The sequence below is a fragment of the Mucilaginibacter terrae genome (assembly GCF_042679325.1).
GTDB classification, from domain to species: Bacteria; Bacteroidota; Bacteroidia; order Sphingobacteriales; family Sphingobacteriaceae; genus Mucilaginibacter; species Mucilaginibacter terrae.
On sequence record NZ_JBHTMJ010000011.1, the window covers coordinates 160,904 to 187,310 of the forward strand.

Below are 26,407 nucleotides of genomic sequence, written 5' to 3' on the forward strand. Positions count from 1 at the left end.
ATAAGGGTTAGTCGCGGATGTACGGATAATCGCTTTGAACGTACACATCAGTGTAAAGCTCAGTAGCCTCCGGCCACGGTGAATCTTCGGCAAATTGCACTGCCTCATCAACCTGTGCTTTTATTTTGGCTGCAATTTCTTCAAACCATTTTTCATCAGCATAACTATTTTTCTCAATAGCTTGTTTTACTATTTCAATAGGGTCTTTTGCTTTGTAGCTTTCTACCTCTTCTTTGGTACGGTACTTTTGAGGATCACTCATAGAGTGACCTTTAAAGCGGTACGTACGCATTTCCAGGAAAGTTGGTCCTTCGCCGGCACGGGCACGCTGAGCGGCTTCGTCCATGGCGTTGTGTACCGCAACCGGGTCCATTCCATCAACAGCCGATGAAGGGATACCGTAAGGCAAACCTAATTTATAAATATCCACATCGGCAGTAGTACGGGCTACCGAAGTACCCATGGCGTAACCATTGTTTTCGCAAACAAAAATAACCGGCAGTTTCCAGAGAGCGGCCATATTAAATGTTTCGCCCAAAGCACCCTGGCGTACGGCGCCATCGCCCATGTAGCATACATTTAAAAACTCGGTGCCTTTATATTTTTCGGCAAATGCAATACCGGCACCCAACGGGATTTGGCCACCTACAATACCGTGGCCGCCGTAAAAGTGGTTGGCTTTGTCAAACATGTGCATCGACCCGCCTTTACCTTTAGAGATACCGGTAGATTTACCATACATTTCGGCCATGATGGCACTTGGTGAAGTGCCTTTAGCTAATGCATGAGCATGATCGCGGTAAGTGGTGATCATACTGTCTTCGTGACGCAAGGCCGATACGGCTCCGGCTAATACAGCCTCCTGGCCAATATATAAGTGGCAAAATCCCCTGATCTTTTGCTGGCCATATAACTGGCCTGTTTTCTCTTCGAACTTGCGCATCAGCAGCATTAGTTCGTACCACATCAGGTAGGTGTCTTTAGTTATTTCGATTGAACTCATTTATTAAAGAATCAATTACTGTTTTTTGGGATGCACAAATCTAATTATATCCTTGAAAAAAATCGATTTTGGAACATAATTGTTCAAAATAATTTATATCGAGCCGGCTTTCACCCGGCTTCAATTAACTTTAACCACAGTAAAATTAATTTGGAAAAAAATATTTTTCGACATTTGGTTTTTTCAAAATATTATATAGCTTTGTATTCAACAATAGACACCAGTGTCCATTTTAATAAACAAGCAACTATTACAACCCTGAAAACTGTTGATTAGATGAAGAAATTGTCCTTAGCTATTGCCCTAACTCTGAGTATTTTAGCCACTCAGGCCCAAACAAAAAACGTTCCAAACCAGGCTACCAAAGAGGTGGACGAAGACGAAACCTTAGCTAAAGATTACTTCTCGCAAATAATGGGTGTAGCTATGTCTGCTACGTCAAACGTTAAACTCTTTCAATTTGTTTATGATTGGATAGGTACTCCATATCATTTAGGTGGCGATACCAAACGCGGTATAGATTGTTCAGGGTTTGCTTATCAGCTTTATACTAAGGTATTTAACACAGCTATTGGTAATAACAGCCGAAATATTTTCAGTATGGTTAACCCGGTTGGTAAAGAGGAATTGAAGGAAGGAGACTTAGTTTTTTTTAAAATTCACAGTCGCGCCATTACTCATGTTGGTGTATATATAGGTAACGGTAAATTTGCACATGCTTCATCGAGCAAAGGTGTAATGATCAGTTACCTGGCCGATCCATACTGGACCCGTTATTATTACAAAGGAGGCCGCTTATTGGCCGAAACCTCCACCCAAACTGCCCAAAACAATTAAACTATTGAATATCCATTACTAAGCCCCCGTTTTAACGAACGGGGGCTTTTTTGTGAGTAATACTCACGAAGTGGCACAATACCTTATGTCGCCTCTGTTTAAATACAAATCCCCTCCCTCCCGGAGAGGGTTGGGAGGGGATCTTTCTTACATTTCATCCTTAGTATTCTTTACCAGGCCAATGCCCGAAAAAAAGAATAATATGGAAATTAAGCCTACTACAATTAATGTTGTAGTATTGCCGGTATGGTTAATAACTTGTATGCCAGTATAAATAAGGCCAATAATACCCAATACCGTGAGTACGCCACCAAAAGTACGTTTCATGTTCATAATAATTATTTTTAGAGTGTGAGTGCTTTAAGAGATAATAAACATTTATATTTATTGGATTATATAACACATTTTTATGATTGCCGTTTGGATTATTATTTTTATTTTAATAGTTATAGCGTTTACCTCGTTTGTAACCATTAAACAAGGCACCGTTGGGGTGGTCACTATTTTTGGAAAATACCGCCGCATATTGTTGCCGGGACTAAATTTTAAGATCCCATTGATAGAAGTTCTGCAATCGCGTATCTCTATTCAAAACCGTTCGGTAGAGCTGGAATTTCAGGCTGTAACGGTAGATCAGGCCAATGTGTACTTTAAAGCCATGATATTGTATTCGGTTTTTGACCAAAGCGAGGAAGCCATTAAAGCTGTAGCATTTAAGTTTGTAGACGAACGCAACCTCATGCAGGCGCTGGTACGCACAGTAGAAGGTTCCATCCGTGCTTATGTAGCCACCAAACGCCAGAGTGATGTACTGATACTGCGCCGCGAAATAGTAGAACACGTAAAAGATCAGATTGATAATATTTTAGAAGGCTGGGGCTATCATCTGCAAGATCTGCAGTTGAATGATATTACCTTCGATGATGTAATTATGAGAAGTATGAGCCAGGTGGTTGCCTCCAATAACCTGAAAGCCGCTGCCGAAAACGAAGGACAAGCCCTGCTAATTACCAAAACCAAAGCTGCCGAAGCCGAGGGTAACGCCATTAAGATAGCCGCTGAAGCAGAGCGTCAGGCATCGCAATTACGCGGACAAGGTGTGGCTCTCTTCCGGGAGGAAGTGGCCAAAGGTATGACCGTTGCTGCCAAAGAAATGCACCAGGCCAATATGGATACCTCGGTAATCCTGTTCACCATGTGGACCGAGGCCATTAAGCATTTCTCCGAAAACTCCAAGGGTAATGTGATTTTCCTGGACGGATCGGCCGATAATATGCAAAAAACTATGAAAGAAATGATGGCCATGCACAGTTTGCAGACCGATGCGGTTAAGGATGTGAAGTAAGTAACTATTTCATTAAATATTGCTAATGAAAAGATTAGCTTTAATTATAGTATTGTTATGGTGCAATTGTGCTTATGCCACAGATAGCACCATAGTGAAGTTTATGAATAACATTTATAAACAGGTAATAGATACTTCGTATAAATATTACTATGTGTTAGATGAGGCTAAAATACTAAAGCTTGACTTGGATGCCTTGGATAATTTTAAACGGAGCATACCTAACGAATTTAAAAACATTCCTTTCAATAATTTTCTGACCGTTATCAATAGAGATACATTGCCGTTCAAATGGAGTAGCTATCCATTACCTAAAGCAAGATATGTAGACCGCTATCACTTACCAAAAAACGTAAGCCTTACCCGCGTTTTCAAATATGTACCTGCAAGCACCGACCAATACATTATAGATAGTTTAGAAAAAAGGGGTATCATACCAATTCGCACACAACCAAATACCCGTTCAAAAAAAGCAGAAAAATTAATAAAAAAGTGGATTGCTGCTTATAATAAACGTCCCAAAGAGGAAAAAAACTTTTATGTTATTTCCAAACCTGTGTTTACATCAAACAAACAATATGGGTTAATTAAGGTAGATGAAGCTGGACAAGGTTGCACTTATATTTTTAAGAACCAAAATGGGCAATGGATCATTATAATAGCTTTACATTGGGTTGCATAATTTAAATACCCATTAAACCAACGGCCTATCCACACAGTCAAAATATAAATTACTATCTAATAATGAAGCTACGATACGTGAGATTGATATGTGCACTGGCACTTTGCCTTACAGCTTCTATAGCTGCTACAGCTCAACCCTACCAACAGTTAACTCCTAATGATTTTACCGGCCAGGTACCACAAGGAAGCGGCTTTTACGTAGCGCATACAAGTTGTAATGTGACCATGAATTACGATGTACGCCGCCAGCAACAAGGTAATTATAAAATTGTCTTTAATATACGGCTACAATTTAATCCAAACCGTTCGTGGCTTAACAGGCAAATGATTACCAACACCGATATGATGGCCGAGGTTTTACGCCACGAGCAAGGGCATTATCAGATTGCCTATTTAATGCAGCAGGAAATGATCAGTGAACTTAACCTACAACGCTATACGGGCGATTATCAACGCCAGGCCAACAATGTGTTTAACCGCATTGATGATAAATACCGCCGAATGAACACCGACTATGATAATGACACCCAACACATGCAAAACCGCAAGCAGCAAGATGCCTGGGCAACCTATCTCAACCGGGAATTAGCGTTAGCCGGTAACTTGGCTATGAATGAGTAAAGCATAAAATACCCCCTGGAAGTGTTTTGCTTCCGGGGGTTTTTTATTATTTTAATTATTTACTATTAATCTATTATATAACAGCTCGTTACCAGAGATAGGCCAAATGTATCTTGGATCTGTTGTAGGTATAGCCTGAACAGTTGAACCTTTAGCAGGAATTGTTCTTAATGTACGCATCAAATCGATGTTGCGTAAACCTTCACCCAAAAATTCGATATTTCTTTCTTGAATTATAGCATCTGCCAAAGCTGTGCCATTTACAAAGTTCGCAGCTGTAAATACAGTAGTGGCATCTGAACGGCCACGTACAGCGTTTAATAATGCTATAGCGCGTGCATCAACACCAGAAGTACGTGCGATAGCTTCAGCTAAGCTCAACAACACCTCAGAGTACCGTAAAACCGGAGCCCAATCCGGGTAAGGGCTAATAGAGTTAAACTTGGTGATAAATACGCGGCTGTTGGTAGCGTTGGTAAATGTTAAACCTGTTTTACGGGCATCGGTAGCTTTCCAGTTAGGATCGCTAAGAGCACCTGCCGGATTAAGGTAAAACTCCGATACGCCCGGTGTGTTACCATTTTGATAAAAATAGTAAGCCAGGGCATTTTGTGTACCAGGGTTTTCAGTACCGGCAACAAATGGGCAAGAAAAAATCGACTCTGTAGTAGTATAAGGCGTTCTGAACACATTCACAATATTTGGTTGCAAAGCGTTCGCAACACGGCCTGTAGGGCCTGTACCGGCTGTTGCTGTAAATGTAGTTGTACCAACAATTTTGTTAGCCTCAGTAATGACATCAGCATAGCGGCCCATAGTTAAAAGTACACGTACCTTTAAAGCAATAACTGTATTACGGTGAGCACGTGTAGTATTTAACGCTGCAGTTGAGTAAGCCAACTGCACATCAGTTTCGGCTTCGTTCAAATCCTTTAAAATTTGATCATAAATCTGGGCTACAGTGCTTCTTGCCATATCAAAATTTGCAAATACCCTGTTTCCAGTAAGGCGCAACGGCAAACCAGGACGCGCTCCGTTACCATCAGCATATGGGCGTGCATATAACTGTAACAGGGTGTAGTATGATAACGCCCTTACAAATTTTGCCTCACCTACATAGCTTGCTGCTAGTACAGGGTTATTTACCGTAGTGGTACCATACGCAGCCATACCTTCAATAAACTGGTTTGCATTGTTAATAGCATAATAACCTTGTTGCCAAATGTTTAAAACTTCATCACTGGTAGTGTTAACGTTTTGAGACCAGGTATTTGAGCCTGTAATTTGGTTACCTGATGTATTAATCCAGTTTTCAGCTTTAATATCGCCGTAAACCTGCACACGGCCACTGTAAAAACTGGCAAAACCACCGATACCTCTTACTCCCGCGCCATATAAACCTAATAACTGGCTTAAAACCCTGGCAGGTGTACTATATAACTCCGCAGGAGTCTCCTCAACCTGTGTTTGACTTACAGGCGAGAGTTTATCTTTTTGGCAAGAGTAGTTAAGCATAACTCCTAAACCTATTATTAGTAATATCTTCTTTTTCATTCTTTTAATTCAATTAAATAATTAAAACTTAGCTGAAAATCCTGCTGTAAATGTTCTTGAGTTACCTGCAGTATTTCTGTCTACACCTTGAGCCGTGTTGCTTGTACCGTTTGATGATACTTCCGGATCCGGGCCTGGATATTTAGTGATAATGATAGAATTAAATCCGCTTACATAAAAACGCAGATTTGATATGCCAGCTTTGCTTACAAAAGTTTTAGGAAGAGTGTAACCTACAGCAAAGCTCTTGAGTTTTAAGAAATCACCTTTATAAACGTTAGCTGAAATAGGTAATGATGAACCATTTGATACGTTATCATCAGCAACTAAACGTGGAATATCGGTAACCTGACCAGGAGAGGTCCAGCGGTTAATTATATCTGTCGAGTTGTTCCAAAAACGCTGATCGCGTAAACCTGCTTGGGTACCGTAGTAATTCCATCCACCTACCTGGAAAGTCATCAATGCATTTACATCAAAAGCTTTATAACGGAATGTATTACTAAAACCACCAAAAGCTTTTGGTTGAGTTTGTCTGTAATTAACAGCATCATCGTTTTGAGTAATTGCCGGTGCACGTGTACCATCAGTATATTCCCATTGAAAGCGCCCTGTAGCAGGGACACGCTGATAAAGTACTTCGCGGCCTGCGGCATTCAAGAATATTCTGCGACCTGTAGCTGGATCAACACCAGCAGTACGTACAATGTATAAGCTACCTAAGGAGTGGCCTATTTCGCTAATGTTAGTAGTTTCGGTACCCGATGTTGATGTGGTTAAACGAGGCACGCCATCAGCCAACGAAGTTAACTGGTTACGGTTGAAAGCTATGTTAAACGAAGGACTCCAGCTAAAATCCTTTGTACGTATAGCTTCAGCATTTAATGCAATTTCTAAACCTTTATTATACATTGAAGCGACGTTAATGGCTGGGCTTGAAGGTAAACCTGCAGATGGTGAAACCGGAAGATTCAGGATCAGATCTTTAATATCACTTTTATAATAAGTTACCTCACCTGTAAGGCGGTCATTAAATAAACCAAAGTTTACACCAATATCTAATTTTGTGATTGTTTCCCAGCCCAGGTTAGGGTTACCTGTTTGATTAAATGCTAATGTAGCAGAACCATTATATAAACCACTTGCATATAAACCATAAGAATCATAATCACCTACAGCATTCAGGTTACCTACACGGCCGTAGCTGGTACGTAATTTAAAGCTGCTGAAAATTTTGTCAAATTTTATATCGCTCCAGAATTTTTCGCGGGCAATCTCGTAAGCAAACTCACCGGCTGGGAAATAACCGCTTTTGTTACCTGCACCAAAACCAGAGTATTCATCACGTCTTAAAGTACCATTCAAAAAATATTTTTTGTCAAAATCGTAATTGAAACGACCGAAGAATGATACCAGGTAATTTTCACCGTAAGCTAAGCCTGATGGTACGTTGGTGCCAAAACCTGCTTGTATAACATTTAAGGCTGGCTCAGAAATCACAGTACGATTAATACCAAAACCACGGTTACTACTGCTTTGCTGCTCGTTACCTAATAATAAGCTAAATGTATGCTTACCCGCAAGTACATAGTCAAATTGTAGTGTATTATCCCACACCCAGCGCTTGCTCTTACTAAATGTACCAGTAGCCGAACCTGTTGGGGCCCCATCCCCCTGTAAAGGATTTTGGAATGTATCAAAATCACGGTATATGTAATCTATTCCATACTGCGATTTGAAGGTTAACCATGATACAGGCTTAACCTGTATATATATGTTTGAAGCTATTTGATTTAACTCGTTATTTGAACGGTTAAGATCCATTAAAGTTGCAATGTTATAATAACCAATTGCAGTACCTCTGTTAGCACCTAAACCTAAAGCATTACCATTTACATTATAACTACCATCGGCATTGTATGGGCTAATGTTTGGAGGCAATACCATACCAATACGTCCTAAACCTGTAATACCAAAAGCCTCACCGTTTTGTGAACCAGAACTGGTGGTAGCTTTGTTATCAGTATTAGCATAAGATAATTTAGCACCAAGGGTTAAATATTTACTAACCTTATGGTTAATATTTGCCAGTACATTTTTGCGGGTGAAGCTGTTACCTTTAAGTAAACCATTTTGATCAGTATAGTTGGCAGATACATAATAGTTAGTAGCATCCGTACCACCCGAAAGGCTCATTGTATTGCTATGAGAGTAACCTGTTCTGTAAATGTAATCAAACCATTTCGTGTCAACAGGTTGACCGTCTGGCCCACCAATTTGAGTAGCATAATACCTGTCATTTGTTGCACCTGTATTTTGATAAACGCCAGCATTTCTCAAACCTTCGTTCTTAATTTCATTGTATTGCGAAGCATTTAGCATTTCTGGCAAACCAAAAGGCTTATTCATGCCAAACCAGCTATCCAAACTAACGGTAGTTTTACCTTTTTTACCTTTTTTAGTGGTGATAAAAATAACACCGTTAGATGCACGGCTACCATAAATAGCTGTTGCGGCCGCATCTTTTGCAATTTGAATATCTTCAACGTCTTCAGGGTTAATAGATCCTAATGCACTACCTGCTGCGGTACCACCAAAATCACCGCTATAACTGGGAACACCATCAATTACATAAAGGGGTTGAGAGCTACCATTAATGGAGTTAGTACCACGAATACGGATAACAGGTGTTGAGTTAAGAACGCCATTGGGAATACTTACTTGGGCACCTGCCACACGACCGCCTAACGCTTGTTGTAAGTTTTGTACGGGTACATCAGAAATTGCATCGCCTTTAATGTTTCCAACGCTACCGGCGGCATTTCTTTTAAGCTGTGTACCGTAGCCTATTACCACTACATCATTCAATGTACTGGCCGAACCTACCAAAGATACATCGAGCTTGTTGCCAGATGGGGTAACTGTTTGGGCTGTAAAACCAATATAGCTAAATACGATGGCTTGTCCGGTTTCTACTTTAATAGAATAAGAGCCATCGGGCCCAGTTTGTGTTCCAGACTTAGAACCTTGAATCATTACACTTACACCTGGAATAGGAAGTCCGTCATCTTTTCCGGTCACGGTTCCAGTTACGGTGCGGGTTTGTGCATAAGCTTGTGTGCTTATAAGCAGTAAAACCCACAAAAATCTTTGTAAAGTTTTTTTCATTAGTTAATAGTTTAGTTAATCGTGAACAATGTAGAGCTTTTCAGCTGTAAATCACAATAAATTTTTACAAATTTTATTAAAATCACATTTTATTGCTGTAAAAATAGAGAACATGGCATTTTTTAAGACAAAAAATAAAAAAAGCAGAACATTTTTGGGTTTTATGCTGCTTTTTTTAAATTGAAAGTGTATAAACAATAAAAATAAGTTAATTTTTAGTGTTTTTTCGTAACACCATTCATCATTTAATATCAACCATTCATCTAAATTTATTTATTTGTATGTTTAGTTTTCAGCAGATTTGCTTTACATGAAGGGGGAATACAAATATTTTAGCGGCACATTTTTTAGGATTAACAAGCAAAATGCCTTAATAGGGATTGGTGTTGGTGTCATCATCTCCGTAATTCAATCGGCTTTTAATGATCGGCTGCTTTCGTTAAAGGGAGTATTACTTAATATGCTGTTTAGTATGGTGATTTCATTAAGCATAACCAACAGCGTATTTTTATACCAGCGTTTTTTAAAACCTCAGAAGGTTAATTTGTGGCAATTTATATTAGTGTATTACGGATGTAACTTGCTGGGTATGCTGATAGGTATCGAAGTATCGTACATGATAGTATCGCTTATTTTTAGAACCTCGTATGTGCCGTTGGCCCACTTTAGCGATTATAAATTTACGTTTGTTGTTGTACTGATCGTAGGAACGATTATCTACTTTTACAATTCTCAAAAAGCCACTATGAACGCCCGGCTAAAAGAAAAGGAACTGGATTTGGTACGTATTAAACAGCTCAAAACACAGGCCGAACTGCAAACCCTGCAATCTAAGATCAATCCACACTTTTTGTATAATTCACTAAACTCTATTGCCAGCCTCATACATGAAGATGCCGATAAAGCTGAAGACATGACATTGAAACTTTCTAAACTTTTCAGGTACAGCATTAACTCGCAGCAGGAGAATATGGCTTTGGTGAAAGATGAAATGGAGATTGTGAACACTTACCTCGCTATTGAAAAAGTGCGTTTTGGGGATCGTATAACTTTTAATTCATCTATAGACAATAGTTTATTAAACAAGTCAATTCCACGTTTCTTAATACAGCCCCTGGTAGAGAACGCCCTTAAACATGGCCTTAATCACACGGCACAAAACGGTACGCTCAATATTAACCTGCGCCAGCAAAACCATCGGCTTGTTATTGAGGTGGCCGATAATGGCAGCCCTTTCCCCGATGAACTGAACATGGGCTACGGCATGCAAAGCACCTATGATAAGTTAAACTTACTTTACGGCGATGATTATGAAATGCAACTGATTAATACACCGCACAAACACATTTACATTAGCTTGCCTGCAAATTCTCTGGCTTTATAAGGAATTTTTACCTTTATATAATACATGCATATCCCCCCGGCAATCAATCAACTAACTATGAAAACCTGGAAAACCTTAATTATAGATGATGAACAGCTGGCTCGCCAGCGTCTTAAACGCCTGCTAAAGAATTTTGAAGAATTTGAAATTATTGGCGAAGCGGTTAACGGTGCCGATGGACTGGAACAGGTCGAACTGTTAAAGCCTGAGCTTATATTTTTAGATATTGAGATGCCCATGCTCAATGGTTTTGAAATGCTGAGCAGGTTACAGCATCAACCCAAAGTTGTTTTTACTACCGCGTACGATCAATACGCTATTAAGGCCTTTGAAGAAGAAACGATAGATTACCTGCTAAAGCCTGTTGAAACAGAGCGTTTGGAAAAAACGGTTAAAAAACTACAGCAAAGTATGCAGCAGCCTACGGCCGTATTACCTCTCGAAGCTTTGATAAAGCAACTCATGGTGAAAAAAGATATTAAAACACTCACCGTAAAAATTGGTGATAAAATCCTTCTGATTAAACTGGACGATATTGTTTTTATAGAGGCCGAAGAGAAATACGTTTTTTTACATACCAGCGATGGCAAAAAACATCTGACCGATTTTACGATTACCGGCCTCGAAGAAAAACTGCCCGAACGTTTTGTACGCATTCACCGCAGTACCATTATTAATACCGAATGTATAAAAGAAATACGCAAAGGCTTTAATGGTGCGCTGGTATTTATTATGAATAATACCTCGGGTAGCAAACTTACGTCCAGCCGCTCTAATAGCGAAGCATTGAGGGAACGGTTTGATATATAGTGGGAGGAGTCAAGAGTACAGAACCAAGAATACAGATTTTATACTTTTGACTATTTTCCTGTGTATTTCCCACTATGGACTCTTGACTCAAGACTTTCTCCTTTACTGTTCTTCAGAAATAAATATCGCTGTTTCATTAAACGTTAAATTGAAAAAACCGTCACTTGCGGTTTGATATTCTTGCGGAGATAGTTGTTTCAGTCCTTCAGTTTCAATAACTACATCGGGGGTGAGGATTCGGATAATTTCTCCTGCCGGTTTCCACTTGCTAAAAGCCGAATTGATGGCGTAGATCTTTTGCCGGTTATAAAAAATCACAAGGTTGATCTGCGTAGCATACTGTTCATATACAAACAAATCCAGTTCATCGGTCACTACATTTACAGCTGGATAGCCTTGTGAAACCAAATGATTTAACGCGGCTTGTAATAGTGGCTGTTTATAAGAAGAGATTAATTTTACATCTGATTGGTTTATATCGCCAGCATTATCGGCCACTACATAGTCTATCTTAATACCGTAAACGGCCAGTTGTTCGGCTAATACTGGAGAAGTGATAAGTGTAGGGCTCCACTCCAAAAGCTGGCCCAATTCGTCATCGGTAAAATGAGCCAACCCTAATACGAGTAAGGCCGGCTCCTGTTTTTCGCGTACAATATGATGAGACGACATAATTATAAAGGTTACTTTAGGGCTTTAACCCGGCAAGTGCTATGTTTGTAACCAAAGATAGAATGAATTATAACGATACCCAACCCTGCAATGTTGCTTTACTGGTGCACACCTGCGACCGGTACCGCTTTTTGTATGAAGGCTTCAGTTACTTCTTTCACCAATACTGGGATTTTAACACACGCTGTAATTACTACTTCGCCACAGAAGAGTTAACTGTGGATATCCCTCAGTTTAAAAACATCAAATCGGGCAAGGGTGAATGGGCCGACAGGCTACGCTATTTGTTGGAGCATATAATTACCGAAAAGTATGTGGTATATTTTCAAGAAGATATGTGGTTGAACAAGCCGGTCAGCAGCACGTTTTTTAACCAATTGTTTAATGTTATAGAGCAAAATAAATATAACCAGGTGAAATTAGATAGTGCCGACATTTACAACACCCAGCCTACACCTTTATATATAGAAGGTTTTAATGTGGCATTGCTTAATAACCAGGCTTCGGGTTATTTAATGTCGCACCAGGTTACGGTATGGAACAAGGCTTTCTTAATTCAACAATTGTATAAAGGCGAACACCCCTGGCGTAATGAGCGCCGTGGTACCCAACGTCTTAAAAAGCTCAACCCCGAAATTTACCATATTGATTATTTTGCTCAAAATGGTCAGGCTGCCATTAATAAGAACGAGCCGCAGTCCATGAGGAGCGAGTACCACACTATATCGGGCAATAGCATGTTGCAAAATAACATATTGCCCTATATAGCACTACTACAACAAGCAGGCCCTAAAGAGCAGGCTTTCTCCACCGAATTGCTTAATCATTACCAAAATCAGCTCACACACGACGGTAAGGCCAAGCCCAGAAAAGAGGATATTTTTAAGAAGATGAAGAAATGGATAAGTTCTTTAATCAGAAGGGTTTCTTAGCTGGAAAGCCCCCACAATTCATAAATGGCTTAGTTGTATTAAAAACATTAAGCTTGTTTTAGCAACCCGTTTACAAAACTATATTGTTAAACGAATGCTCCATATCAACCAATCCCAATCCAGCCATATCAATCAATACCCATTTCCCATCTTCCATATCTGGTATATTGAAAGGGTTATTGCTCGTGAGTAATGGTCCGTCCAAATCGGCCCAATCGCATTGCGGGGCAAGGGCTGCCGCAGCCAGGGTGGCGCAGCTGGTTTCACTCATGCAGCCTATCAGTATTTTTAAGCCTAATTGCCGGGCTTTATCTATCATTAGCTTCGCTTCATACATTCCGGCCGATTTCATGAGCTTAATGTTTATACCATGATATACGCCGGAGGCACGTTCTACATCGGCCAAACGCTGTACGGCCTCATCGCCCACAATAGGAATAGGACTGCGCGCAGTAAGCCAGGCATTACTGTCAGGATCGGTTTTGACCATGGGTTGTTCTATTAGTTGTACTCCTTGTTCGTACAGCCAGTAGATCAGGTCGAGGCTTTGCTCGCGGTTGCTCCAGCCCTGATTGGCGTCTACATAAAGGGGAACCTGGGTTATAGACCGCACAGTTTCAATCAGCTTTTTATCATTGTCGCTACCCAGCTTTATTTTAATGGCTTTGTAGCCGGCAGCGTCGTGTACCTTTTGAGCAAATATTTCGGGCGTATCAATACCAATGGTATAGCTGGTTACAGGCATTAATTCAGGATTACTTCCCAATAATTGCCAGCAGGGCTGGTTAAGTAACTTGCCTTCCAGATCGTGCAAGGCAATATCTATGGCTGCTTTTATGGCAGGGTTATCTGGTGCTAAACTGTCGAGGTAAGCCATGATCTCGGCATAGTTGAAGCGATACTTTAATTCATTTACGTCAATTTTATTCAAAAAATCGGTAGCCGTTTCCACGCTCTCGCCCATGTAAGGCACCATTGATGCCTCACCATAACCTATGTGGCCTTCGTGTTCCAGTTGCACCAGCATAAGCGGCGTAGCCGTGCGGGAAAATTTAGCGATAGTAAAGCGATGCTTTAATTGAAGCTCGAAAGGGGTAAACGTTAATTTCATGTGTACCAAAACTAATGAAATTACTTATTAATGATGATTAAAGTCCTCTCCTTTGGAGAGGATTTAGGTGAGGTGCTTATCTTTGCCCCATGCCGGAAACTCTTTATAACCCGTTTACCCGTTTTAATTTCAGCAACCGCAACTGCTTTTTAACCGGGGAAACTTTAACTACCGAAGAAGAAAAGATCCAGGTTTTTCCGGCGTGGCTTATGAGCCGTTACCAGTTGGAAAACAAGGTGATTAAGTTGCTCGACGAAAGTTATATTGGTTACAAAGATTTAAAATTGCCTTGTGCAACAGCTGTTAACAATACCTATATAACGCCTTTAGAAAATGAAATCGAAACTGCCTTTACTCAAGGCTACGAGGCGGTAAAGCAGTTAGTGCCGCTTAAATTATTTCAATGGGCTGGCAAATTATTGTTCGGTATTATTTTTAACGAACTACAGGCCGGGATTAAACAACAGCATGCCCAGGGCGAACAGTTCAGTGTATCGCAAGGGCTGATTCACAAGTTTAGTCACCTGCATATGATGCTGCAAAGCCTTAATAAACCTGTGGTTTTCGACGGGTTTACGCCGTTTAGCCTTTTCCTGTTTAAAGTGAACAACGCTGAAAACGAATTTGCCTACCGCGATGAAATTAACACGCTTACTTTTTCGTTACGTATCCAGGATTTTGGACTGATCATCTGCTTGCAGGATAATGCCGCTAACGGTCGCTATCACCAGGAGATCTATGACCAGGTGAAGAACGACATCCTACACCCTATTCAGTTTGAAGAGTTTAATGCCAAGGTGTTCTATTCGGCATTTTTATTTAACCGCCTGCCCGAGTATGATATTTTACCCGTAGGCGACGATATATTTATGGAAGCTAACCCCCTGCGTGGCACCAGCGGCCGACCGGTTTTTGACGAATGGCAAAATAAAACCTACGGACAGGTGCTTGAAAACTTTTGGAAGAAGTGGGGTTACTTGTTGTTCGAAATCATTAAAGACCCTGAGCAGCCGATGAGCTTTTTGCTTGGTAAAGATGGGCAAAAGATTGAAGCTGATAAATTGGAATTGCCGCTTTAACGATTTCTACGGCGGCCAGAGGCCGCAGAATAGTTGCCACTCGGCTGGAGCCGAGCGGCGGCGTTTAAGTCTAATGCCCACGCTCGGCTCCAGCCGAGTGTGAGTTATTACCCGGCCTCCGGCCGCCCCGCTTCTTAACTCTCATCCACCACTAAAGGGGAATCAAAACAAGCACTACTATATTTATAGGTAGTTGCTTCGGTAACTAATCCGGCAGCAACTGGGTTATGGTGAATATAATCTACTTTTTGCTCAAAAACAGGAGCTGTAATAAGTTCGGTTGGGTGAATAGTTTTTTGCCAAAACTGGTATTCGCTGTTTTGACTTTGTTGAGCGGCAAAAAACTTAAACAAATACAATAGCCACTCTTTACGGCTTTCCGTTGGATTATTAATAATGCTATGAATGATTTGCTTAGCAGTAAAACTTTTAAAGTCGCGGATAATGTTGGGTAGCCTGGACTCATCATGTGCGACAATTAAATGGATATGGCTGCTCATTATACAATAAGCATATATCTTTAATCCCTTATGCTTACGGCAGTATTCCAGGTTTTTAATGACCTCTTCACAGTATTCGGCACGGGTAAAAACATCTATCCAGCCAACAACACTTAACGTGACAAAGAAAGGACGGTATGTATTGGCTTTTCTAAATTCAGACATGTGGTTTAGGTTTTAAGATACGGCGGCCGGAGGCCGCTGAATAGTTGCCACTCGGCTGGAGCCGAGCGGCGGCAGTTTCTTTATGTTAGGTTGAAAAGAGTCTACCCACGCTTGGCTCCAGCCGAGTGTGAGTTATTACCCGGCCTCCGGCCGACACACTTACAATCCTAACTGCCTTATAAAAGTGGAAACTGCACTATGATCCAGCAATATAGTGATCATAAGGCCGCTTAGCGCACCAAAAAAGTGAGCATCGTGGTTAATGGTATCGCGCGATTGCTTGGAAGCGTAGGCGCTATAAATTAAAAACAATACGCCGTATGCTATAGCCCAAATACCAAATGGGATAGGAAATATATAAATAAGCGTTTTTGGATTGAATAAAATATAACTAAACAGCACGGCGCTTATAGCACCCGATGCCCCCAGGCTACGATACCAGTAATCTTCTTTGTGCTTGCCAATGGTAGGCAGGTCACTTAAAATTAAACTGGCCATATATAACAGCCCAAATTGCCAATGACCAATAATAGCTTCGAGCTGAAAGGCAAAGAAAAAATAGGTAAACATGTTGAAGAGCAAATGCGCCCAATCATTATGGATGAAACCGCTGGTGATTATCGTCCACAGCTTTTCGCCTTTGGCAACACTGTAAGGGTGCAGCATAAGTTCGCCGCGTAAGTTTTCGTTAGAAAAAGCAAGCAGTGAAATAATAATGGTGATGACAAATATGATAGAGGCTACCGGGGCCAAGGTTAAAAACTGTTCCATGTTTTATTGCAGATCGAGTGGTGTAGTAGTGAGTAAGCGGCCTACGGGGTAGCGCAGGTAAGTTTGTTCGTAAAAAGGTGAATTGCGATAGATGAATTCTAATTGGGCACCGGCGCTTTTAGTCAGCTGCGGGTTTTTAGTTTTTTCGTCATCCAACAGTTTTTGCAATTCGGGGTGTTTTTTTAAGTAATCAAAGGCTATGTCTTCAAACATATAATCCGAATAGTGTTCCTTTTGGCTCAACATCGAATCAAAGAAGTTCCAGGTAAAAAACGAGTCTACCGCCTGTGGTTCCAGTGTTTCCACAATATAACGGTTAATGGCCTGGTTCGTATATACCACATAATCGCCCTCATAAAATTTAACCTTATTGTTATCCACCGTTTTTAACGTGACCGAATTGTGCAGGTAATGGCCTTCGTAGGGGCGGGTGCCAGTTTTATAATCGGCTATGTAATAGGTTTGCAGGGTGAGGGTGGTGTCGTGCTTCAAGCGGCGCATGGCTACCTTGTTCAGCTTAAACAGATCTATTATTTTACCCCAGGCCTGCGGAATAACATAAGCCAACGGTTTATCGGCGGTTAAGCTGGCCTTGTAAGTGTTAAAGTATTTAATGTTTTTAGTGTAGGGTTTGTTGCGGTCGTAGTATAAACGAGGCAGTCCGCTGATATCGCTGGGTTTGTAACCGGCCTCGTATCCTTTAAATGGGATCATGTCGAACTTTTGGTCATCCAGTGCCCAATTCAGTGCGTAGGTTTTTTGCTGCTTAACCTGTTGGTTGGTACGCAAAATAAGTTCACCAATTTGCTGAGCATCACGCTGACAAATGTTAATTAAGTGCTGCATAAAGTCATAAGTGGCGTGTACCTTTTTATCATATGGTTTCAGCATGTGGGTTTCGGTTACATAGCTGATGATGTTATGCTGTACGGTGTAACCGGTAGAAAAGCGCGGTGTTTCTATAAAAGCCACAATGCCCGAATCGGGTGTGCGTTTCAGGCTTTCCACATAAGGCACCATCTCAAAGCCGCTTTTCTCCATCCGTTTATATAATTCGGGCGATAGCATTTTGGCTGTATATTCGGCCAGTATGGGGTGCTGCTTGTCTTTCTGCGTCTCAATCAGTGTCATTACGTACTGGTAATCGGCACCGTTGCTGGCATGATTATCTAAGAAAATATCCGGGTTCCAGGTATTAAGGATTTGCATAAAGGCCAGCGCGTTTCGGCTATCGGCTTTAATGAAATCACGGTTCAAATCCAGGTTACGATAGTTTCCTCTGAAACCGTAAGCCCGCGGCCCGTTTTGGCTAATGCGCGATACGCCTCTGTTCAAACTGCCATCAATATTATAAACGGCAATAAAGCACACCACCACATCTTTCGGTAACTGATTCTTCTTCAACAGGTCGCGCACCAGCATCATACTGGCATCAATACCTTCGGGTTCGCCGGGGTGTATGCCGTTATTAATTAAAATTACCCGCTTGTTTTGCTGCTTAATTTTAGCCGGGTCAAAAACGCCGTCTTTAGACACTACCACCAGCGTTAAAGGCTTGCCTGCATCGGTTATACCATAATTAAACAGCCTAACCTGTTGCGGGTACTGCTTCACCAGTTTAGGGTAATAAGCCATTACTTCGGCATAAGTAGCCGTATAATTTTTATCTTTACTTAGTTCGAAAGGGGTAAGCTGGGCAAAGGCAGTGCTTGCCGCTAAGCCCAAACTGAAGAGAAACAGCAGTTTTTTCATACGGCAGCTAAGATAGTGAATAGTGAGTAGTTGAGTGGTGAGTAGTTAAGTAGTTGCCAAAACATTTATAAAAAACAAACAAAGCAGGATATAGCGCATTAGAACTAATTAACCAGTGAACAAATGAACCAATTACATATTCTCAACGGCGATGCAACTTTAACTGGCTTTAACCAAACCGGGCTCGATGGTGAGGTGCTGGTATGGCGGGAAGTGTTTTCGGAAGGACCATTAAGCGTTCGTTTGGATGCAGATTTTTGGACCCGCCGTGCCAATTGGATTAGTAATGCTTTTGAAGATGCCGCAGGCAGCTACCAGGAAAATGTATTGCTCGAATTAGAGAAGCTGAATGAACCTTATGAGGAGATCAACCTGTGGTTTGAGTTTGATTTGCATTGCCAGGTCAATCTGTTGGGTGTAATGCAATTGCTGAAACAGGAAGTAAACCTAACCGCACCGGCATTGTACCTCATTTGCCCGGATAGCTTCCCTGGGGTAGAAAACTTTAAAGGCATGGGTCAGCTTAACGGCGATCAGCTGGAAGACCTGTACGATACCCGCTTGCACCTAACCGAATACGATTTTATTATAGCTACTGAAGCCTGGAAAACATACATCCAATTTGATGCGGAAGCGTTGCAGCAATGGATAGATGCCACACCTTTTTGGGGAAGCTTACACCTGTTGAAACCAGCTTTAGAGGCGCAGGTAAAACGTCTGCAAGTAAGTAGTGGTGGGTTGAATTTTATAGAGCAGAAACTGCTCCAATTTTATCAAAATGGTATCGCCACCCGTAATGGTCTTTATCAATCATTTTGGAGCGAAGCTCCCATTTATGGTATGGGTGATGCCGAACTGGATATTTATTTAAAGCGTTTAGAGGATAAGTTGTTGATAAAGTTAATTAATGAGTAAAAATTATTTAACCAATAAAACAATCCATAAAACCTGTCGTTTTAAAACCAGTACTTCACTAAATATAGGGGCATCTTTCGTTGTAAATGGTGCCCCTATAACCCAAGCTAATGTTATAATTTTGTTGTAGGTGAGGGCGGCATCAAAAAGTCTTTGGCATTAGGCTTATGCTCTTCAGGCTCGTTTCGTTTATATTAAATCTTTGTGAATGGCCTAAAAAATAACAGAGGTATTAGCCCGGTATAATGTCATTTTAAAAATAGACCCGCAAAGTACTTAAGCTAATTATTGGACAGGCACTATTTATTATTATCATAAACAGTACAATTCTGCATACTGGTACTTTATTAATGCAGCAAACCGGTACCCGTTTAATTATGATGGCAAACACACGTTGGGCTCGAGTTATTTCAATTAAGGGAAAAAGTAGCACTTCCGGCTTAATTTCGAACAGGTCTGCTCATAAAACCAAAGGATGCTTTGAGCGCCTACGGGTTTAATAAAAGCCCTTAAATAACAAGAGGCATCCAAATTTGAATGCCTCTTGTTATTTATATACATTTATTTTATTGATAATTTTCTTGCGGCTCTACACGGTTACTCACTTTATTTACTGCATCTTCAGTGTATTGCTTTGCTTTTTCAATCCATTCTGGTGCTTGTTCGTTCCAGTCATCAATAATTGATTTGCCGTCTTCAACGCGTTTCTTAGTGATGTGTTGAATGCCATAGGCTGCTGCTGCACCTAATACTGCCCATTTTAATAAGCCCATTGTATTTATAGTTTAATTATTTACTATTTGTTATATCACTGTACATCTACAAGTTTAATGCCAATGTTATACGGGCATTATCGGTTTCGTATTTATTAGCATTTTAGGACAATATTAAAAAGCGGCGGATATTTACAAAACACAAAGATTTATAATTGGTGTTAAATACTCATGCGCCGCTTGCTGCAAAAATGGTTTAAACAACCGGTTATACGTTTAGCTAACAAATACTCCTCGAGGCCCGATGCTGTACGGGTTTATACCGCATTAACTGGGCTTTATAATTCATTGATCACCAATCCGGGGAAAAAGGGCCTAATCATTCCTTTTGATTCAGCAACAGATAAGTTTATTATCCTCTCAGACCAGCACAAAGGTACTCGCAACTATGCGGATGATTTTGCAGTATCCGAAAAAAATTATTTAACCGCGCTCGATTATTATTACCAGCAGCAATACCATTACATCAACCTGGGCGATAGTGAAGAGCTTTGGAAGAACGGTGTACTATCTGTAATGAAACATAACAAGGCCACCTTTATCAAAGAGAAACTATTTTTAAACAATAATGCCTTCATCAAGATATTCGGGAACCACGACCTGTATTGGGACAACGACCCGCTGGCCCGCCTTATGCTACAGCAACTATATGGGCAAACCGTTAAAATATACGAAGGTGTTATTCTGCAAACCCAAGTTAACAACAAGCCACTCAGCATATACCTCACCCACGGGCACCAGGGAGATCTGCAAAGCGACGGCAATTGGTTTAGCAAATGGTTCGTATCCAATATATGGGGCCCATTGCAGGCTTACCTTCAAGTTAACCCTAATACGCCGGCCACTAATGATCATCAAAAAACATTGCATAATCAAATAATGTACCAGTGGAGCAGTAGCCAAAGTAATTTGCTGTTAATTACGGGACATACCCACCAGCCGGTATTTGGTTCGTTAACGCATTTAGAACGGTTGTATATTGAGCTGGAAAAAGCTGAAAAAAATAATAGTGCTGCGCTGGTGAAAGATCTGCAAAAACAGATCAGTAAACTTGTAATAAAAGGTGAAGATAAGTTTACCTTTCCGGGTTACCGGCCATCGTATTTTAATACAGGTTGCTGCTGTTTTAATGATGGCGACATTACCGGTATTGAAATTTCGGGCGGTTGCATGCGGCTGATTAAATGGGAATATAAACAAACCGGGGAACCCCAAAGATTTGTACTGGAAGAAAGCAGTTTGGAAGAGGTATTGAGCGGCTTAGCGGAGATTCCGCAATAGTATGGCTGCTTTTTGTATTTTTGCGTTAAAGGCGGTTGTTTTAGTTTGATAACCTTCAACATAGCTTTTGCCTTACGGCGATAGTATCCTCCAGTAATATTATGACAAGTTTTTCACTACGTCTGTTCGATTTTTCTCAAAAAATAAATTATAAAAATGAGGTTTTGGCCGGTTTAACCGTGGCCATGACCATGATGCCCGAATCTTTATCCTTCGCTATATTGGCCGGCTTTCCACCATTGGTAGGTTTGTATGCGGCCTTTATTATGGGTTTGGTTACGGCTATATTGGGCGGCAGACCTGGACTAATTTCGGGTGGGGCGGGTGCTACGGTTGTGGTATTGATAGCCCTTATGAAATCGCACGGTATTGAGTATGTGTTTGCCGCAGTTGCTTTAGCTGGCGTATTTCAAATTATAGTGGGTCTGTTTAAGTTAGGTAAGTTCATTAGGCTTGTACCGCAGCCGGTGATGTACGGCTTTGTAAATGGTTTAGCAGTAATTATTTTTATGGCACAGTTAGAGCAGTTTAAAACTGTGGTTAATGGACACACCACTTGGCTAAGCGGTACGCCGTTACTTATTATGGGGGGCTTAGTGGCTTTAACCATAGCCATTGTTTTTGTTTTTCCTAAGATCACTAAAGCTGTACCGCCATCATTAGTGGCTATTATTGTAGTGTTTTTGATTGTGTTGGGTTTCGGTATCCATACTAAAACTGTTAAAGACATTGCAGCGGTTAGCGGCGGGTTTCCATTATTTCACATACCGGCCATTCTTTTCAGTTTAGATACCTTAAAACTGATTTTTCCTTACGCCTTAATTATGGCTGGGGTAGGTTTAACCGAAGGATTGCTTACCCTAAATTTAGTAGATGAAATGACAGCTACCCGTGGCAGTAGCAACCGTGAGTGTATAGCACAGGGAACAGCCAATATTTTAAACGGATTTTTTACAGGCATGGGCGGTTGCCCGATGATAGCGCAAACATTTGTTAATTTATCGGCCGGGGCAAGGGCCAGGTTATCGGGAATTATTGCGGCTTTAACCATCTTGGTTATTATTTTATTTGGCTCACCTATTATTGAACGGGTACCCATGGCGGCATTAACCGGCGTAATGATTATGGTAGCTATTGGTACTTTTGAGTGGGCAAGTTTCCGCATCATAAACAAGATGCCAAAACAGGATATATTTGTGGGGATCTTAGTAGCACTAATTACGGTATGGCTGCATAACCTGGCGCTTGCCGTATTAATTGGTGTAATAATTTCGGCGCTGGTGTTTGCCTGGGAAAGTGCCAAGCGCATCAGGGCAAAAAAATATATTGATGGTAATGGCGTTAAGCATTATGAGATATACGGTCCGCTTTTTTTTGGATCGGTAACGGCGTTTAATGATAAATTTGATGTGCAGGGTGATCCGCAGGAAGTTATTGTTGATTTCAAAGATAGTCGCGTTGCCGATATGTCGGCCATTGATGTATTAAACAAACTGACCGAACGTTACCATAAGGCAGGGAAAAAGTTACAGCTTACACACCTCAGTGCCGATTGTAAAATACTGCTCAACAATGCTGCTGATATAATTGAAGTAAATATTTTGAAAGACCCGCAATATAGGGTGGTTGATGGCAAATAAGTTCTGGTTATACGAGTTATATTTCATAACCTCAAGTATTTAAATTATCATGAAAGGGATTTGCAATTATATATAGTGAGTTTGATTTTATTGATTTCCTGCGATAGGAAAACGGAAAAGCTACCTCAAAAAGTTAATATTAAGCCTGTTGAGCCGAAGAGTCAAAGCAATACAATTGCTACAAAGAAAGATAGCCTGAATGAGGATACATTGATGATAAATAGTAAGTCTGCTGTGATATATCAGCCGGATAGCTTAACTATTGAGCGATTGAAAATAAAAATGGGGGAAGAGGCTTTTTACACTGTAGCTGATGATCACAACTTTTATATAGCTACATCCATTGAGCAACTGGAAAAGATAAAATTGCCGATATTAAATTCTAAAGGCAAAAAGTTTATTCAATTTACAGCTGTTGATAAAAAACCTTTTTTAATGCGTATAGATACTATAAAAGGTCTCGGTAATATTTATCTTTTTGAACCTGGTAAACAGCCTTATAAAGCCGATATAACTTCAATGGATACAGAGGCTAAAGCCTATTATAAATAATATATCCACTTATCCGTCCAGTAAAAACACAAATAACTCTTTAGGCCCATGCGCACCCAATACCAGCGTTTTTTCAATATCGGCTGTGCGGCTGGGGCCGGTAACGGTGGTGATCATGCTGGGCAGGCGTTTGCCATACTTATCGCTTAGCAGTTTAAAACCGTCTTTAAGATCGAGTACCAATTGTGAGGTATAAGCCAACACAATGTGTACCGGAGGATAGATACTCAACCTGCGGCCAGCCATGCTTGCATTGCTGAGCATAATACTACCGTTGCGTGCAACAAGTGCTTCGCACAGGGTAAAGCCAACTTCTGCCTGTTCAAAATCTTTATCGGTTTTGTAGTACGGATATTCGTACTGGTCCAGCATTTTTTGAAGCGCGTGTTCCCAGCAATATATTTTATGCCACTCGCGCTCCTCGGCTAAGTTCAATAACGATTCGATGAACTGTATCTCATCTTCGCAAAACACGAACTGACCCGATACGGCCAGTAACTCCTCGGCAAATATCACCTCTAAAATTTCGCCCTCACCAGGTGTGGCGTATAGCGGCAAGTCTTCCTGGTTGGGGTACGGGTTATCACGGTGCTCTAACAAGGCCTTACGCACCTTTTTCAGCATTCGCTCTTTGGCGGTGGTATTATCTTTCATTCAAAAAATAAAGCCACTATTTGCATAGTGGCTTCAGTTATAAATATATTATATTAATTGTTTGGCGTACTGCTATCAATACGGGCAGTTTCGGGATTGGTTACGCTCTCGGGGATAGCATTATTATCTACCTCGGGGTTTAAAGCAGCTTCACCATTCACAAATTTATCGTAAGTGGTACGGTTGTCAAAAGGGCGTTCACCTAACAGCTCAACCAAATCCTGTTGAAACAATACTTCTTTTTCCAACAATTTAGTAGCCAATAATTCCAGTCCTGCACGTTTTTCAATCAGCAATACTTTAGTACGTTCGTACACACTTTCAATGAGTTTACGTACTTCCTCGTCAATTAGTTCGGCAGTGGTGTCGGAATAGGGCTTGTTAAACTGATATTCGCCCTGCGGATCGTAAAACGATACGTTACCTACCTTACTATTCATTCCATAGATCTTCACCATGGCATAGGCCAGTTTGGTAATACGCTCTAAATCGCTCAACGCACCGGTTGATATACGGCCAAAAACAATATCTTCAGCCACACGGCCACCCATACTCACTACCATCTCGTCCATTAACTGCTCGGTAGTGTGTAAAAACTGTTCCCTGGGTAAATATTGGGCATAACCTAAAGCGGCAACACCACGCGGAACAATAGACACTTTAACCAATGGGTCGGCATGCTCCAGGAACCAGCCCGATATGGCATGACCGGCTTCGTGGTAAGCCACAATGCGTTTTTCTTCGGGAGAGATGATCTTGTTCTTTTTCTCTAAACCACCAATTACACGGTCAATAGCATCCTGAAAATCCTGCATATCAACTGCTACCTTATCTCTACGGGCAGCTATCAAAGCAGCCTCGTTACAAACATTGGCAATTTCGGCACCGGCAAAACCAGGGGTTTGAGCCGATAGTTTTTTGGCATCCACACCTTCGGCCAATTTCAACGGACCTAAGTGTACTTTAAAGATCTGCTCCCGGCCAATCAAATCGGGCTTATCAATAGAAATCTGACGATCAAAACGACCCGGACGCAACAAGGCAGAATCCAATACATCGGGGCGGTTGGTAGCGGCCAGGATAATAATACCCGAATCGGTACCGAAACCATCCATCTCTACCAGTAACTGGTTAAGGGTGTTTTCGCGCTCATCGTTACCGCCTACAATATTGTTTTTACCACGGGCACGTCCAATGGCGTCTATCTCATCAATAAAAATGATACAAGGTGCTTTATCTTTAGCCTGTTTGAACAAATCACGCACACGTGATGCTCCTACACCCACAAACATCTCCACAAAATCGGAACCCGAAAGGGAGAAGAAAGGGACTTGAGCTTCGCCGGCAACGGCTTTGGCCATTAAAGTTTTACCAGTACCCGGCGAACCCACCAGCAAAGCGCCTTTAGGAATTTTACCACCCAGGTTAGTATATTTTTTAGGGTTTTTTAGGAAATCTACAATTTCCATCACTTCCTCTTTGGCTTCTTGTAAACCGGCTACATCGTTAAACGTTACGTTTACCTGGGCTTCCTTGTCAAAAAGTGTTGCTTTAGATTTACCTATATTGAAGATTTGACCGCCGGGGCCGCCTCCTGCACCACCACTCATACGGCGCATAATAAATAACCATAAACCGGCAAATAACACCAGCATAATAATGCCTTGTACCAACCAGTTTGAGAGTAAACTATCTCGCTGGTCAAACTGTATAGGTATTTTGGCTGCATCCGGCATGTCTTTTTCGGCATTTAGGATGGATTGCTTCATGCTTTCTAAAGTAGCATCAGTAAAATAAAATTGCGGGTTAGCGGTGTTCATATTGAACGAACGCTGGTTTTTTAATGAAGAATATTGAGGTTTAACTAAACTATCTTTTTTAATATAAACTTCTGCGATAATACGATCGCCATCCTTATATGCCGATACTTTTTCAACATCACCGCTTTTAAGCATATTTACAAATTGCGGATTAAAATCAATTTTTTTACCACCGCTGCCACCCAAAATATAAGGTACCACCAATAAGGCCAAAATTACAATGGCGTACAACCACATAAAATTAAACTTGGGCGGTTTAGGGGTGATTTTTCTATTAGGAACCCTACGGAACGACTTTGGCTTATCTGTATTACTATTATTATCTTTCATCTTATTTGAAGCTTCATATATTAACCATCTTTAAATTATTAAAGTACACATTCA

At 41.0% G+C, this 26,407-nt stretch carries 24 protein-coding genes; 12 read left to right on the forward strand and 12 right to left on the reverse strand.

The genetic code is table 11. The features are described 5' to 3' along the window. Positions 1-7: 7 nt before the first annotated feature. Positions 8-1,003 carry a pyruvate dehydrogenase (acetyl-transferring) E1 component subunit alpha gene (gene pdhA / locus ACFQ3S_RS10295; protein ID WP_377164009.1) on the reverse strand — a complete coding sequence of 332 codons (996 nt, stop codon included), beginning with the start codon at positions 1,001-1,003 and terminating at the stop codon, positions 8-10. Positions 1,004-1,279: 276 nt separating this feature from the next. Here pdhA and ACFQ3S_RS10300 point away from each other — a divergent pair, with 276 nt between their 5' ends. Next, positions 1,280-1,840 (forward strand): C40 family peptidase, encoded by a 561-nt coding sequence (locus ACFQ3S_RS10300; protein WP_377164012.1) that lies wholly within the window; start codon positions 1,280-1,282, stop codon positions 1,838-1,840. A gap of 147 nt (positions 1,841-1,987) precedes the next feature. On the opposite strand, the gene ACFQ3S_RS10305 is transcribed toward ACFQ3S_RS10300, so the two are convergent. After that, positions 1,988-2,167, reverse strand: a complete 180-nt coding sequence (locus ACFQ3S_RS10305; RefSeq protein WP_377164014.1) for a hypothetical protein — start codon at positions 2,165-2,167, stop codon at positions 1,988-1,990. A gap of 82 nt (positions 2,168-2,249) precedes the next feature. Here ACFQ3S_RS10305 and ACFQ3S_RS10310 point away from each other — a divergent pair, with 82 nt between their 5' ends. The 3 genes from ACFQ3S_RS10310 (at position 2,250) to ACFQ3S_RS10320 (ending at position 4,490) form a co-directional block, all read left to right on the forward strand. After that, a complete protein-coding gene (locus tag ACFQ3S_RS10310) occupies positions 2,250-3,185 on the forward strand; it encodes an SPFH domain-containing protein (protein WP_377164016.1) in 936 nt (311 codons plus the stop codon). A gap of 103 nt (positions 3,186-3,288) precedes the next feature. After that, positions 3,289-3,867, forward strand: a complete 579-nt coding sequence (locus tag ACFQ3S_RS10315; protein WP_377164018.1) for a hypothetical protein — start codon at positions 3,289-3,291, stop codon at positions 3,865-3,867. Positions 3,868-3,929: 62 nt separating this feature from the next. Then, complete coding sequence (locus ACFQ3S_RS10320) at positions 3,930-4,490, forward strand: DUF922 domain-containing protein (protein ID WP_377164020.1); 561 nt, start codon at positions 3,930-3,932, stop codon at positions 4,488-4,490. A 51-nt stretch (positions 4,491-4,541) separates the two neighbouring features. On the opposite strand, the gene ACFQ3S_RS10325 is transcribed toward ACFQ3S_RS10320, so the two are convergent. Together ACFQ3S_RS10325 and ACFQ3S_RS10330 are read right to left on the reverse strand one after the other, a co-directional pair. Further along, positions 4,542-6,044 (reverse strand): RagB/SusD family nutrient uptake outer membrane protein, encoded by a 1,503-nt coding sequence (locus tag ACFQ3S_RS10325; protein WP_377164022.1) that lies wholly within the window; start codon positions 6,042-6,044, stop codon positions 4,542-4,544. 21 nt (positions 6,045-6,065) lie between these two features. After that, complete coding sequence (locus ACFQ3S_RS10330; protein ID WP_377164024.1) at positions 6,066-9,212, reverse strand: SusC/RagA family TonB-linked outer membrane protein; 3,147 nt, start codon at positions 9,210-9,212, stop codon at positions 6,066-6,068. 310 nt (positions 9,213-9,522) lie between these two features. Here ACFQ3S_RS10330 and ACFQ3S_RS10335 point away from each other — a divergent pair, with 310 nt between their 5' ends. Together ACFQ3S_RS10335 and ACFQ3S_RS10340 are read left to right on the forward strand one after the other, a co-directional pair. Next, positions 9,523-10,596: a sensor histidine kinase gene (locus ACFQ3S_RS10335; RefSeq protein ID WP_377164027.1), complete on the forward strand. Its 1,074-nt coding sequence runs from the start codon at positions 9,523-9,525 to the stop codon at positions 10,594-10,596. A 57-nt stretch (positions 10,597-10,653) separates the two neighbouring features. After that, positions 10,654-11,406, forward strand: a complete 753-nt coding sequence (locus ACFQ3S_RS10340) for a LytR/AlgR family response regulator transcription factor (protein ID WP_377164029.1) — start codon at positions 10,654-10,656, stop codon at positions 11,404-11,406. Positions 11,407-11,508: 102 nt separating this feature from the next. On the opposite strand, the gene ACFQ3S_RS10345 is transcribed toward ACFQ3S_RS10340, so the two are convergent. Next, a complete protein-coding gene (locus ACFQ3S_RS10345; protein WP_377164031.1) occupies positions 11,509-12,078 on the reverse strand; it encodes a thiamine diphosphokinase in 570 nt (189 codons plus the stop codon). 62 nt (positions 12,079-12,140) lie between these two features. Here ACFQ3S_RS10345 and ACFQ3S_RS10350 point away from each other — a divergent pair, with 62 nt between their 5' ends. Then, positions 12,141-13,010 carry a hypothetical protein gene (locus tag ACFQ3S_RS10350; RefSeq protein WP_377164033.1) on the forward strand — a complete coding sequence of 290 codons (870 nt, stop codon included), beginning with the start codon at positions 12,141-12,143 and terminating at the stop codon, positions 13,008-13,010. Between the two features lie 70 nt (positions 13,011-13,080). Here ACFQ3S_RS10350 and ACFQ3S_RS10355 read toward each other — a convergent pair whose 3' ends face one another. Further along, a complete protein-coding gene (locus ACFQ3S_RS10355) occupies positions 13,081-14,121 on the reverse strand; it encodes a dipeptide epimerase (RefSeq protein ID WP_377164035.1) in 1,041 nt (346 codons plus the stop codon). 89 nt (positions 14,122-14,210) lie between these two features. On the opposite strand from ACFQ3S_RS10355, the gene ACFQ3S_RS10360 reads away from it, so the two are divergent. Beyond that, complete coding sequence (locus ACFQ3S_RS10360) at positions 14,211-15,200, forward strand: hypothetical protein (RefSeq protein WP_377164037.1); 990 nt, start codon at positions 14,211-14,213, stop codon at positions 15,198-15,200. 134 nt (positions 15,201-15,334) lie between these two features. Here the strand turns inward: ACFQ3S_RS10360 and ACFQ3S_RS10365 are convergent, their stop codons facing one another. The 3 genes from ACFQ3S_RS10365 to ACFQ3S_RS10375 form a co-directional block, all read right to left on the reverse strand. Then, positions 15,335-15,865, reverse strand: a complete 531-nt coding sequence (locus ACFQ3S_RS10365; RefSeq protein WP_377164039.1) for an REP-associated tyrosine transposase — start codon at positions 15,863-15,865, stop codon at positions 15,335-15,337. 159 nt (positions 15,866-16,024) lie between these two features. After that, positions 16,025-16,636 carry a rhomboid family intramembrane serine protease gene (locus ACFQ3S_RS10370; protein ID WP_377164041.1) on the reverse strand — a complete coding sequence of 204 codons (612 nt, stop codon included), beginning with the start codon at positions 16,634-16,636 and terminating at the stop codon, positions 16,025-16,027. Positions 16,637-16,639: 3 nt separating this feature from the next. After that, positions 16,640-18,388, reverse strand: a complete 1,749-nt coding sequence (locus ACFQ3S_RS10375) for a M14 family zinc carboxypeptidase (protein ID WP_377164043.1) — start codon at positions 18,386-18,388, stop codon at positions 16,640-16,642. Positions 18,389-18,511: 123 nt separating this feature from the next. Here ACFQ3S_RS10375 and ACFQ3S_RS10380 point away from each other — a divergent pair, with 123 nt between their 5' ends. After that, a complete protein-coding gene (locus tag ACFQ3S_RS10380) occupies positions 18,512-19,303 on the forward strand; it encodes a DUF1835 domain-containing protein (protein ID WP_377164045.1) in 792 nt (263 codons plus the stop codon). A gap of 566 nt (positions 19,304-19,869) precedes the next feature. On the opposite strand, the gene ACFQ3S_RS10385 is transcribed toward ACFQ3S_RS10380, so the two are convergent. Next, positions 19,870-20,076 (reverse strand): YtxH domain-containing protein, encoded by a 207-nt coding sequence (locus tag ACFQ3S_RS10385; protein ID WP_377164048.1) that lies wholly within the window; start codon positions 20,074-20,076, stop codon positions 19,870-19,872. Between the two features lie 171 nt (positions 20,077-20,247). Between ACFQ3S_RS10385 and ACFQ3S_RS10390 the strand changes: the two genes are divergently transcribed. The 3 genes from ACFQ3S_RS10390 (at position 20,248) to ACFQ3S_RS10400 (ending at position 23,549) form a co-directional block, all read left to right on the forward strand. Further along, positions 20,248-21,357, forward strand: coding sequence for a metallophosphoesterase (locus tag ACFQ3S_RS10390; RefSeq protein ID WP_377164050.1), 1,110 nt, complete (start codon positions 20,248-20,250; stop codon positions 21,355-21,357). A gap of 101 nt (positions 21,358-21,458) precedes the next feature. Then, the gene (locus tag ACFQ3S_RS10395; RefSeq protein ID WP_377164052.1) at positions 21,459-22,997 is read left to right on the forward strand and encodes a SulP family inorganic anion transporter; all 1,539 of its coding nucleotides are present in this window, start codon (positions 21,459-21,461) and stop codon (positions 22,995-22,997) included. Positions 22,998-23,072: 75 nt separating this feature from the next. Next, on the forward strand, positions 23,073-23,549 hold the full coding sequence (locus ACFQ3S_RS10400; RefSeq protein ID WP_377164054.1) for a hypothetical protein: 477 nt from the start codon (positions 23,073-23,075) through the stop codon (positions 23,547-23,549). Positions 23,550-23,558: 9 nt separating this feature from the next. On the opposite strand, the gene ACFQ3S_RS10405 is transcribed toward ACFQ3S_RS10400, so the two are convergent. After that, positions 23,559-24,203, reverse strand: coding sequence for a LutC/YkgG family protein (locus tag ACFQ3S_RS10405; RefSeq protein ID WP_377164056.1), 645 nt, complete (start codon positions 24,201-24,203; stop codon positions 23,559-23,561). Positions 24,204-24,256: 53 nt separating this feature from the next. Beyond that, entirely contained in the window at positions 24,257-26,353 is a 2,097-nt protein-coding gene (gene ftsH / locus ACFQ3S_RS10410; protein WP_377164058.1) for an ATP-dependent zinc metalloprotease FtsH, read from the reverse strand. Between the last annotated feature and the right edge of the window lie 54 nt (positions 26,354-26,407).